This is a genomic window from Pedobacter heparinus (assembly GCF_032678725.1).
Taxonomy (GTDB): Bacteria; Bacteroidota; Bacteroidia; order Sphingobacteriales; family Sphingobacteriaceae; genus Pedobacter; species Pedobacter heparinus_A.
In genome coordinates this window covers 361,208-373,554 of the sequence record NZ_JAVTSC010000002.1, presented here as the reverse complement: position 1 = coordinate 373,554, position 12,347 = coordinate 361,208, and the positions used below count along the sequence as shown (strand labels likewise).

At 44.2% G+C, this 12,347-nt stretch carries 11 protein-coding genes; 1 reads left to right on the top strand and 10 read right to left on the bottom strand.

The features are described from left to right. The first annotated feature begins 36 nt into the window (after window positions 1–36). On the top strand, window positions 37–1,617 hold the full coding sequence (locus tag R2Q85_RS04930; RefSeq protein ID WP_316810634.1) for a peptide chain release factor 3: 1,581 nt from the start codon (window positions 37–39) through the stop codon (window positions 1,615–1,617). Window positions 1,618–1,619: 2 nt separating this feature from the next. On the opposite strand, the gene argH is transcribed toward R2Q85_RS04930, so the two are convergent. The 10 genes from argH to R2Q85_RS04880 all read right to left on the bottom strand — a co-directional run bounded on the left by argH (window position 1,620) and on the right by R2Q85_RS04880 (window position 12,310). Next, entirely contained in the window at window positions 1,620–2,951 is a 1,332-nt protein-coding gene (gene argH / locus R2Q85_RS04925) for an argininosuccinate lyase (RefSeq protein ID WP_316810633.1), read from the bottom strand. A gap of 50 nt (window positions 2,952–3,001) precedes the next feature. After that, window positions 3,002–4,069, bottom strand: coding sequence for a M20 family metallo-hydrolase (locus tag R2Q85_RS04920; protein WP_316810632.1), 1,068 nt, complete (start codon window positions 4,067–4,069; stop codon window positions 3,002–3,004). Window position 4,070: 1 nt separating this feature from the next. Then, window positions 4,071–4,889, bottom strand: a complete 819-nt coding sequence (gene proC / locus R2Q85_RS04915) for a pyrroline-5-carboxylate reductase (RefSeq protein WP_316810631.1) — start codon at window positions 4,887–4,889, stop codon at window positions 4,071–4,073. Between the two features lie 2 nt (window positions 4,890–4,891). After that, window positions 4,892–5,683 (bottom strand): acetylglutamate kinase, encoded by a 792-nt coding sequence (gene argB, locus R2Q85_RS04910; RefSeq protein WP_316810630.1) that lies wholly within the window; start codon window positions 5,681–5,683, stop codon window positions 4,892–4,894. Between the two features lie 5 nt (window positions 5,684–5,688). Further along, on the bottom strand, window positions 5,689–6,651 hold the full coding sequence (locus R2Q85_RS04905; RefSeq protein WP_316810629.1) for an acetylornithine carbamoyltransferase: 963 nt from the start codon (window positions 6,649–6,651) through the stop codon (window positions 5,689–5,691). Beyond that, window positions 6,648–7,781, bottom strand: a complete 1,134-nt coding sequence (locus R2Q85_RS04900) for an aspartate aminotransferase family protein (protein WP_316810628.1) — start codon at window positions 7,779–7,781, stop codon at window positions 6,648–6,650. Before R2Q85_RS04900 ends, R2Q85_RS04905 begins: the two co-directional genes overlap by 4 nt. A 114-nt stretch (window positions 7,782–7,895) precedes the next feature. Continuing rightward, window positions 7,896–8,867, bottom strand: coding sequence for an N-acetyl-gamma-glutamyl-phosphate reductase (argC, locus tag R2Q85_RS04895; RefSeq protein WP_316810627.1), 972 nt, complete (start codon window positions 8,865–8,867; stop codon window positions 7,896–7,898). Beyond that, a complete protein-coding gene (gene argG / locus R2Q85_RS04890) occupies window positions 8,857–10,050 on the bottom strand; it encodes an argininosuccinate synthase (protein WP_316810727.1) in 1,194 nt (397 codons plus the stop codon). The genes argC and argG overlap by 11 nt, the downstream gene beginning before the upstream one ends. 16 nt (window positions 10,051–10,066) lie before the next feature. Further along, a complete protein-coding gene (locus R2Q85_RS04885; RefSeq protein WP_316810626.1) occupies window positions 10,067–10,768 on the bottom strand; it encodes a GNAT family N-acetyltransferase in 702 nt (233 codons plus the stop codon). Between the two features lie 339 nt (window positions 10,769–11,107). Beyond that, a complete protein-coding gene (locus R2Q85_RS04880; protein ID WP_316810625.1) occupies window positions 11,108–12,310 on the bottom strand; it encodes an FAD-dependent oxidoreductase in 1,203 nt (400 codons plus the stop codon). Window positions 12,311–12,347: the final 37 nt, after the last annotated feature.

Here is a 12,347-nt window from a genome sequence, read left to right as displayed (position 1 = left end):
TTTCTTTTGTATATTATAGTTATCTTTGCCGCCGCTATGATTCACCCTGAAATAGAAAAACGCAAAACATTTGCCATTATCAGCCATCCCGATGCTGGTAAAACAACCTTAACAGAGAAATTCCTGCTTTTTGGCGGAGCCATCAATACGGCCGGTGCGGTAAAACGCAACAAAGCCAACCAGAGCAATACCTCCGATTTTATGGAGATAGAGAAACAGCGTGGTATCTCTGTGGCTACTTCGGTGATGGGTTTTGAGTATGCCAACAAGCGCATTAACATTCTGGATACCCCGGGGCACAAAGATTTCGCGGAGGATACCTACCGTACCTTATCTGCTGTGGATAGTGTAATCCTGGTAGTTGACTGTGTGAAGGGTGTAGAAGAGCAAACGGAAAAGCTGATGTCGGTATGCCGCATGCGCAATACCCCTGTGATCATTTTTATCAATAAAATGGACCGCGAAGGTAAAGATGCATTTGACCTGCTGGATGAAATAGAAAATAAATTAAGCATCAGTTTGTGCCCTTTATCCTGGCCAATTGGCCAGGGACATACTTTTAAAGGCGTTTATAGCATTTACAACAAACACTTGAACCTGTTTGAGCCAGATAAGAGTAAGATCAGTGAGCCGGTTATAGCCGTGAACGACCTAAACGATGACAACCTGACTAACTTCTTAAAACCAAAAGAACTGGAAGGCCTTAAAGGAGATCTGGAACTGGTTCATGGGGTTTATGGCGACCTGGACAAGAGCATGTACATTGAGGGTTTACTGGCCCCGGTATTTTTTGGCAGTGCCATCAATAACTTTGGCATCAAGGAGCTCCTGGATACTTTCATCAATATTGCCCCAAGCCCAAAAGGCCGTGAAGCCGAACAACGGGAGGTAGCTGCAGAAGAAAAGAATTTTTCCGGCTTTGTATTTAAGATCCATGCCAACCTGGACCCTAAACACCGCGACCGCATTGCCTTTTTAAGGATCTGCTCCGGAAAATTTGAACGCAATAAGTTCTACTACCATACCCGTCAGGACAAGAAAATGAAATTTTCTAACCCGATGGACTTTATGGCCAATGAAAAAAGCATTGTAGAAGAAGCCTGGCCAGGAGATGTTGTGGGTTTATACGATAGCGGGAATTTCAAAATAGGCGACACCCTTACTGAAGGAGAGAAACTTCAGTTTAAAGGCATTCCCAGCTTCTCTCCCGAGATATTTAAGGAGCTGGAGAACAGAGACCCTTTAAAAACAAAACAGCTGGAAAAAGGCATCCAGCAGCTTACCGAAGAGGGAGTAGCCCAATTGTTTACCATGCAACCCGGAAACCGTAAGGTGGTAGGTGCTGTAGGGGAGCTTCAGTTTGAGGTAATTGCTTTCCGCCTGGAACATGAATATGGTGCCAAAGCCGCATTCAGGATGTTGAGTTATACCCGGTCCAACTGGGTAACCTCAAAAGACAAAACCAAGCTTGCAGAATTTCTGAAAAGGAAACAGCAGCATATCGGTGAGGATAAAGATGGTAATGCAGTTTACCTGGCAGACAATGAGTTCATGATCAATATGACGATGCGGGATTACCCGGATATTGAATTCCATAAAACTTCGGAGTTTAAATAACCCTAAGCCAGCAATTTCTCTATCGCCTGATGTGTTTTTTCAAACTTAAACTGCGCCAATATTTCATCCATCATCGCCTTTATCTCCGGATTGCATAAATTGCCAATACTGCCCTCATGGGTATGGTTAACTTGCGTTCCAGGTTTAAAAGTGCCGTTTTCAATGGTCTCCCCTACAATTTTATAGGCCTCTCTAAAAGGCACGCCCTGTAAGGCCAGCTCATTCACTACCTCTACACTAAACAGGTAAGCATATTTCTTATCCTCCAATATGCCATCTTTAACAGTAATGTGCTGCAACATGTAAGTCGTCATCTGCAGGCATTCGTTTAATGAGACCATGGCCGGGAAAAGATTTTCCTTTAGCAGCTGCAGGTCACGGTGGTAACCGGAAGGCAGGTTGGTGATCATCATCGCGATTTCATTGGGCAAAGCCTGGATCTTATTACAGCGCGAACGGATCAGTTCAAATACATCCGGGTTTTTTTTATGTGGCATAATGCTCGATCCGGTTGTCAGCTCATCAGGAAAACTGATAAAACCAAAGTTCTGGTTAATGAACAGGCAAACATCCATCGCCATTTTTGCCAGTGATGCCGCAACCGAAGACATGGCCTGGGCCAGTATCCTTTCGGTTTTGCCCCTGCCCATCTGGGCATACACCACATTGTAATTTAAGCGCTCAAACCCCAGCAGCCCGGTAGTCATCGTCCGGTTTAAAGGGAAGGAAGAGCCATAGCCCGCAGCAGATCCCAATGGGTTTTTATTGCACACTTTCCAGGCGGCCAGCATCAGTTCCATATCGTCAACCAGGCTTTCTGCATAAGCACCAAACCAAAGGCCAAATGAGGATGGCATGGCAATCTGCAGGTGAGTATAACCTGGCAATAATTTATCCTTATGTAGGTTACTGAGTGCAATCAGTTGCCCAAACAGCACCGAAGTATTGCCCACCATCTCTTCAATGCAGCTCCTGAAATACAGTTTCAGGTCAACCAGCACCTGGTCGTTGCGGGAACGCCCGCTATGGATTTTTTTACCTGCTTCGCCGATTCGCTGCGTCAATAACCACTCTACCTGTGAATGCACATCTTCCACGGTATCTTCGATAACAAAATCCCCGGCTGCTATTTCAGCATATATATCTTTAAGCGCTTTCTGAATGGAAGCCAGTTCAGTGGCAGTCAACAAACCGATACTTTCCAGCATTTCTACATGTGCCAATGAACCCAGCACATCAAAAGCTGCCATCTGCAAATCCAGCTCCCTGTCTTTACCTACCGTAAAAGTTTCAATATCCTTGTTTACATCAATGTTTTTTTGCCAGATCTTCATGTATCTTGTATTATGAAAGCCAAAAAAGGCTCCTGTTTCTAAATTTAATGCTATTTACCCTTAACAACCGGCTTTAGCATGTCTATATAAAGTTCAATTCCCTTTTCAATTTCGCTGAGGTAAACATACTCATCAGCCATATGTGACCGTGCGGAATCGCCCGGGCCAACCTTCAGGGAAGGGATGCTCAGTAAGGCCTGGTCTGAAGTAGTAGGCGAACCATAGGTAGTTCTTCCAAGCGCAAGACCGGATTGTACAATGGGATGCGCCTTATCAATGGAGGAAGGCTTTAGCCTGATGGAACGGGGCATAACTTCGCAATCCACATTGGTCCGGATGATCTTTAACACTTCCTCATTGGTATAGGCATCTGTAACCCTGACATCAACAGTAAAAGTACAGGTTGCCGGTACCACATTGTGCTGCGAACCCGCATTGATGATGGTAACCGACATTTTTAAGGGGCCAAACATTTCGGAAACCTTTGAAAAACGATAGTTACGGAACCACTCTATATCCTTTAGCGCCTTGTAAATGGCATTGTCCCCCTCTTCGCGCGCAGCATGTCCGGCCCTTCCATGACTGGTACAGTCCAGAACCAGTAAACCACGCTCGGCAATGGCCAAGTTCATCAATGTAGGTTCCCCTACAATGGCAAATTCAAGTTCCCCAAGATCCGGGAGTACACACTCCAGGCCATTATTGCCCGAGATCTCTTCTTCTGCAGTGGTAGCCAGGCAAATGTTATGGTTCAGGTCTTCCTGCTCATGATAATACAAAAAGGTTGCTATAAGCGAAACTAGGCATCCTCCGGCGTCATTGCTGCCCAGCCCATACAATTTCCCATCTTCAACTGCCGGCGCGTAAGGATCGCGTGTATAGCCTGAATTCGGCTTTACCGTATCATGATGTGAATTTAAAAGCAAAGTTGGCTTAGCAACATCAAAATGTTTGTTATAGGCCCATATGTTGTTCAGCTTACGGTTCGTTTTTATAGCCCGCTGCTGCAGGAAAGCCTCAATTGCATCAGCAGTTTTGTCTTCTTCTTTACTAAACGACTGGATGCTGATCAATTGTTTCAACAATTCGATGCTATCTTTTTGCAGTTGCGCTATCATATTATTCTTTTGTGTATAAAGCACCTGCCTTAATGGCCGAAAGTTTAATGCCTTTAATTAAGGACGAGCTAAACCCATTGTGCTCCATCTCGTTCAGCCCGGCTATGGTACAACCCTTAGGGGAAGTCACCTTATCGATTTCCTGTTCCGGATGCGATTGCATCAGCAAGAGCAGATCTGCCGCACCTTTGGCCGTTTGCACCGCCATTTTCAGCGCCTCATCTGCATGAAAACCAATCTCTACCCCACCCTGCGATGCAGCCCTTATTGCCCGTAAAAAGAAAGCAATACCACAGGCACAAAGCGCCGTAGCGGAAGTCATCAGGTCTTCATTTATTTTAACTACAGATCCCACCGTCTCAAACATCCGGGTTACTTCTTCCACGTTTTCCTGGCTTGCATTATCGGTAGCTACACAGGTCATCGATTGACCGATCGCAATTGCCGTATTTGGCATTGCCCTGATCACCTGCACTTCTTCCCCGAGCTTATTCCGGATATCGGCACAGCTCACACCAGATGCAACTGAAATAAATACCTGTTTCTGTGCATCAACAACCTCCCCGATCTGTGCCAGCAAATGGTTCAGTTGCTGGGGCAATACGGCTAAAACAACAATATCCGCATCAGCAACTACCGCAGCATTATCTGCACTAACTACAAAACCTTGTTCTGCAAGAGCGGATAAACCAGCAACATTCCTTCTTGTCAGACGGATCTGACCCGCCTCCGCATAATTAGATTTAACCAGACCTTTAGCTAAAGAAATACCAATATTTCCGCTTCCCAAAATGGCAACCCTGCCTTTAAACTTGTTCATAATTATTGAATTAATCTGGTTCCGAAATTGCCTCCGTTAATCTGCGGTAATTCATCAGCTTTACCAATATAGACGGCAGCAACCCCACTTTTTATGGCTTCAAAAGCATTGTGCAATTTAGGGATCATTCCGCCCGAAACCACACCCTCATTTTTTAAAGTATCAAATTCACTCATCCTGATCTCTGCAACCAGGGAATCCTCATCCTCTATATCCCGCATTACCCCCCGCTTTTCAAAACAATAGATCAGTGAGGTTTCATATAAGGAGGACATGGCCACTGCCACTGCCGAAGCAATGGTGTCCGCGTTCGTATTCAGCAACTGTGTCGCTCCGTCATGCGTAATGGCGCAAAGTACGGGCACGAATCCTGCGCTTAACAGGCTATCCAGTGTCCCGGTTGAAACAGATGTAGCATCCAGATCACCTACAAAACCATAGTCTATCTCCTTTACGGGGCGCTTTACCGCTTTGATGACATTTCCGTCTGCTCCGGTAAGTCCGATTGCATTACAACCTTTGGCCTGTAACTGCGCTACCATATTTTTGTTGATCAGCCCGGCATATACCATGGTAACCACCCTAAGCGTTTCTATATCCGTAATGCGTCTGCCATCCACCATTTTGGCTTCAACACCCAAAGAAGTACCCAGTTCAGTGGCAATCTTTCCGCCACCATGAATTAAAATCTTATCCCCCGGAAGCGCTGTAAAGTCCAGCAAAAACTGATGTAGTTTTTCTGAGTTGTCAATTACATTCCCCCCTATTTTAATTACGTTGAGTATCTTCTTCATAGGATTTATAGTTGCTCCAGCATTTGCTTCAATACGGCCTGTGCAGCCCACAAACGATTCCCTGCTTCATGGATGACCAAAGAGTTAGGCCCATCCAGTATTTCAGAAGAAAGTTCCAGATCCCGGCGTACCGGTAAGCAATGCATCACTTTCGCATTATTGGTGCCTTTTAATTTATCATTGTTCAGCATCCAACCCTCAGGGTAGGTAAGTACCTTACCATATTCCTGATAACTCGACCAGTTTTTCACATAAATGTAGTCCGCGCCAGCCAAAGCTTCATCCAGGTTATCGGTTAAACGGGCACCCGGTGTAAAGTCTTCACTCAGTTCATATCCTTTAGGCTGCGCGATGGTAAAATCAAGCAGACCTTCCTGCTGTGCCTTACACATCCACTCAGCAAATGAATTCGGTACTGCCTGCGGTAATGCTTTAATGTGTGGTGCCCAGGCCAGCACAACTTTAGGCTTACCTTCGGCTTTCCAGGTTTCCTGTATCGTAACCAGGTCTGCCAGGCTTTGTAATGGATGTCGTGTAGCGCTTTCTAAACTGACCACAGGTACCTTACAATATTTTATAAATTTATTGAAAAAATCTTCGTTGTAATCCTCATCTCTGTTCAGCAGCTTAGGAAAAGAACGCAAGCCTAAAATATCACAATACTGTCCCATTACTGCCGCGGCTTCACGGATGTGCTCTACAGTAGTCCCGTTCATTACTATACCATCCTGTGTTTCCAATGCCCAGCCTTCCTTATCCATATTCATCACCATTACATTCATCCCTAAATTAAGGGCAGCTTTTTGCGTACTTAAACGGGTACGCAGGCTTGGGTTCAGAAAAACAAGACCAAGGGTCTTGTTTTTGCCTAAATGCTGGTGCGCATACGGGTTTTCCTTTAGGGCAAGCGCGTCTTTAACCAATTGGTTAAGGTCCTGCACATCATTCACTGAGGTAAATTGGTTCATCCTTTTAAAGCGATTTTAAAGTCATTCAAAAATTGATCTGCCTGTTCTTTCGTTAAGTTTAAAGCAGGCAACAGCCTGATTACATTTGGCTTTGCCTCTCCGGTAAAGATCTTATGTTTAAACAAGAGGTCTTTCTTTACGTTTGCAGCGCTTTCCGGCAAGTCTATGCCAATCATTAAACCGCGCCCACGCACTTCTTTTACCCCTTCTATTTTCTTTAGTTCAGTGATCAGGTAGCTGCCTGTTTCCGCTGCGTTCTGCATCAGGTTATCCTGATCGATAATTTCCAGTACCGCTAAACCGGCAGCACAGGCCAGGTGATTGCCACCAAAGGTAGTACCCAGCATACCATGCCATGGTTTAAATTTAGGGGCAATCGCAATACCCGCAACCGGGAAGCCATTACCCATACCTTTGGCCATGGTATATACATCGGCATCAACGTCCGCATAATCATGCGAATAAAACTTTCCTGTCCTGCCATAGCCACACTGCACACTGTCGGCAATGTAAACGGCATTGTACTGATCGCAGAGCGAACGGATCTTTTGCAAAAAACTGACCGAAGCCTCTTTAATACCGCCGACGCCTTGTATACCTTCAATAATTACCGCAGCAATTTCATTCCCATATTCCGCAAAAGCTGCCGCTAAGGCCGGCTCATCGTTATGTGGTAAAAAGACAATGTTATCCGTTTCATTTACCGGGGCAATGATCTTTGGATTATCTGTGGCAGCCACCGCTAAAGAAGTCCTGCCATGAAAAGCCCCTTTAAATGCAATTACTTTTTTTCTGCCGTTATAAAACGAGGCCAGCTTTAAAGCATTTTCATTAGCTTCTGCGCCCGAATTACACAAAAACAGCTGGTAATCTGTTTTACCGGAAACCTTACCCAGTTTTTCTGCGAGTTCCGCCTGTAAAGGGATTAAAACAGAATTAGAATAAAAGCCAACCTTGTTGAGCTGTTCAGTTAAGCGCTTCACATAATGCGGATGTGTATGGCCGATAGAGATAACCGCATGACCACCGTACAGGTCTAAATATTCCTGGCCTTCAGCATCCCATACCTTACTGCCTGATGCTTTTACTATTTCTATATTATTTAATGGATATACGTCGAATAAGTTCATTTTTTTGTTTTTTAATGTTTGAATAATGGTGTGCTCTACTTTTCGTCATCCCGACGCCAGGAGAGATCTCTTCTGGTGCCGGGAGACGGGCTAAGAATAGCGCAGCGGGTTTAATTAAAACGCCGCTGCTTTAAGCCGCAGTCCTGTCCCCTCTTCCAATCCAAAAATTAAATTCATATTCTGCACCGCCTGTCCGCTTGCACCTTTTAACAAATTATCAGTTACGCTCACAATAAAGAGCTTACTGCCATGCTTTTCCACATGTACCAGTGCCTTATTCGTATTTACCACTTGTTTTAAATCAATATTTTTCCTGCTCACATGGGTAAAAACATGTTCCGCGTAATAATCTTCATAAATGCGCTGGGCCTCTTCTGCTGTCAAATCACTCTCCAGGTACATCGCTGCAAGAATACCCCTGGTAAAATCTCCGCGTTGCGGAATAAAATTGATCACCTGGTTAAATACAGGGTCCAGTTGTTTTAAACTCTCCCCAATCTCATTCAGATGCTGGTGTTCAAAAGCCTTGTATACCGACAGGTTATTGTTGCGCCAGCTAAAGTGTGAAGTGGAAGACAGACTTTGTCCCGCCCCGGTAGATCCGGTAGTGGCATTGATGTGCACTTCGCCTTTCAACAGGCCCTTAGCCGCCAAAGGCAATAGCCCCAGCTGGATACAGGTAGCAAAACAACCCGGATTGGCAATATAACTGGCATTTTTAATGCGTTCACGGTTCAGTTCTGGCAAGCCATAAACCCATTTGGCACCCGCATTGGCCTTTAGCCTGAAATCCTGGCTAAGATCTATGATTTTTATCCCTGTTGCAATATCGTTGGCATCCAGGAATTTTTTTGCATCCCCGTGACCAACGCACAGAAACAACACATCAATCTCAGGAGAAAGCACATCTGTAAACCTTAAATCCGTATCTCCAAGCAGATCGGTATGCACATCAGAGATCAGATTGCCGGCGTTGCTGTTGCTGTGCACAAACTTAATTTCAACCGATGGATGGTTTACCAGTATGCGGAGCATTTCGCCTCCCGTATACCCGGCCCCGCCAACTATACCTGCTTTAATCTTCATGATTGTTTACTTTATGCCAGATCATCACCTGGTTGCCAAAAATTTTAGAGAACCCTTTTACATCTTCACCGCTCCAGGCATTGTTCATCTCGCCATAACTGCCAAATTTATTGCTCATCAGGTCATGTTCAGATTCAATACCAATAATATTGAAACGATAAGGCAGTAACTCTACAAATACCTTTCCGCTAACCACTTTCTGCGTGTCAGTTAAAAAAGCTTCTATGTTGCGCATAACCGGATCATGAAATTGTCCTTCATGCAGCCAGTTGCCATAAAAAGAAGACAACTGCTCTTTCCAGGAAAGCTGCCACTTGGTCAAGGTATGCTTTTCAAGCGTATGGTGGGCCTTAATGATCAATACAGGGGCGGCGGCTTCAAAACCTACACGTCCTTTGATCCCGATGATCGTATCACCCACATGAATGTCTCTGCCGATACCATAAGGCTGTGCAATGGCCTGCAATTTCTGGATTGCCCTAACCGGTTCAAAACTTTCACCATCAACGGCTACCAGTTCTCCTTTTTCAAAGCTCAGCTCCAATCTACGTGCTTGTGTTTCTGAAACCTGGGTAGGCCAGGCTCCTTCAGGCAGGGTTTCGTTAGAGGTCAGCGTTTCTTTTCCGCCAACTGAAGTTCCCCACAATCCTTTGTTGATCGAATACCTTGCTTTTTCAGCGCTGTATTCCACACCATGAGCATTCAGGTATTCTATTTCCGCTTCGCGGGATAATTTCAAATCTCTGATCGGCGTAATGATCTCTACATCAGGGATGATGATGTTAAAGATCATGTCAAAACGCACCTGATCATTTCCGGCACCGGTACTGCCATGGGCCACATAATCGGCACCAATCTTTTTTACATAATTGGCAATTGCGGTAGCCTGGCTCACACGCTCTGCACTAACAGAAAGCGGATAAGTAGCATTTTTCAACACATTACCAAACACCAGGTATTTAATACAACTGTTATAGTAGTTATCGGTTTCATCAACCACTGCATGAGAAGCTACCCCAAGCGCATAAGCACGCTTTTCTATTTCCTTTAATTCTTCCTCAGAAAAACCACCTGTATTTACAATTACAGAATGAACTTCCAGTCCACGGTCCTGAGCAAGATAAATACAACAAAACGAGGTATCCAAACCTCCGCTAAAAGCTAAAACAACCTTCTTCTTCATCATCTTAATATAACAGCTATTTAAATAATACAGTAAATATAAAAAACAGAGACTTTAACCTCTTCTTATTGGGTTTCGATTTGAGCACCAGTCGTTGCTTAATGCTCATAAAACGCTCGTACAATGTCGGGTTCTTGTGCAGTTCTTCGGCAAATTTCTTTGCCGCATCATGCTTTTGTTCTACCGGATCGTACAGCATGGCGGTACACATACAGTTTTTACGCTCCTTCATTTTTAAGATTTCGAAGTTCACGCAGCTCTGGCACCCTTTCCAGAATTCTTCATCCTGGGTAAGTTCTGAATAGGTAACCGGTTCATAACCCAGATCAGAATTGATCTTCATTACGGCCAGACCTGTTGTCAGGCCAAATATTTTAGCTTTCGGATATTTCTGTCTCGAAAGTTCGAAGATCTTTTCTTTAATGGCATGAGCCAGACCTGCTTTTCTGTATTTGGGACTTACAATCAGCCCGGAATTGGCTACAAACTGTCCATGTGTCCAGGTTTCTATGTAGCAGAATCCTGCCCATGAGCCATCCTTGTGAAAGGCAATAACGGCTTTACCGTCAGCCATCTTAGCTGCTACGTACTCCGGAGAGCGTTTAGCGATACCTGTACCTCGTGCTTTTGCCGATTCAGCCATCTCGTCACAGATTTCTTCTGCAAAGACACGATGTTCAGGAAGTGCAACCTGCACTATAAAATCGTTTATATTCATTAATATGATAACGAAAAAATATAAATGTTCTGATTAATTGTTTTTTGAGAGGCAATCCTCTTCGTAAATGAGCTGTTGTAAAGAATACTCAGATCCGCGGCGTATAGTTTTGCCGGTTCGTTGTCACAAAAAATATGGGTCGCAAGCGCTCAATAAACAAACTTCTCGAAGCAATATTTTTTGCTTCAACAATAGAAAGTTTATGTGTTATGTGCTTAATCATTTTCTGTGTATAATAATTTTTTGAATGAGTTGAGGCGCAAAGGTTTAAATAAATATCGAGTTGTGCAATACGTTTTTTATTTTTTTACATTTTTATAATGAAATAATGCATTTAATTTAACGCTGGAACCTGAAATAATGCGACAATAAATCGGGCTTTCCCTCCATCATGTCTGTGATCATCTCTGCACCGGTCACCGAAAAGGTAATTCCGTTCCCTCCAAAACCCAGGAGGAAATAACTATCAGGGAACTTAGGATGCCTTCCAATATAGGGTAAGCCGTCTTTTGTTTCCCCAAAAGTTCCGCACCAGCAAAAGTCTTCAATAAAGGTGACATCAGGCAGGTACTTCTTTAAGGTTTTGATCAGCTTGTCTTTCTTTTTATTCAGTAACAGGTCCCTTCTGGTGGCATTTTTGAAATTTTCGTCTTCCCCGCCTACCAGCAACCGTCCGTCTGCAGTGGTCCGCATGTACAGATAAGGGCTATCTGTATTCCAGAATAAAGTATTTTCACAGACTTTCGCATGCGGGTCTGCACTTTCACTGATCATGGCATAGGTGCTTTTTAAGTTCACCACTTTATCCGGCAGCATACTTTGCGTTTCATAGCCTGTGCAATAAATAATTTTTCCCACTTTGAGTTCCGCCCCGGTATCCAGGGTTACCCGAATGCCATCCTTTTCATACTTTACCTTTTTCAATTCCGTCTTATCAAAAACCCTTAAGCCTTTCTTTGAATTATAGTGCAACAACTCGTGCGCCAGGCAAAACGCATCCAGGCTACCCCCATCGGCAGATAAGATTCCCCCTTCTGCCAGCAGGCCATAGGCTGTAGATAATTCTTCTTTATCCAGCCACCTTACTTCAAAACCTGCCGACTTACGTGCTTCATACTCCTTTTTCAGCCAGGAGATGTCCTTACGCCGGCCTGCAAAATAAACAGAGTCTTTCTTTTCAAATCCGCATTCAGACCCGATCTCCTGTACCAGGCTTTCCAATTTATAAATGGCAGTTCTGCAAGCTTTATAGCTGGCTATTGCGCCCTGTTCGCCAATTAAGGTTTTTAATTTATACAGCGGAACATCTATTTCATACTGCAACATGGATGTAGTAGCCGAGGTACTGCCATTGGCAATTTCCCTTTTATCAATCAAAACAGTGTTATAGCCCTTTTTGATCAGGGCGTGCACCATTAAGGCCCCGGTGATTCCACCCCCAACCACTAAAACTTCACAGTCCAGGTTTGCTCTTAAGGAAGGGTAAGTATATTTAATCCCATTTTTTACCAGCCAGAAGGGTTCGTTAGAACGTATATCCATAATTTTAAATTAGCTTCTTTATAACACCACTTTGCGC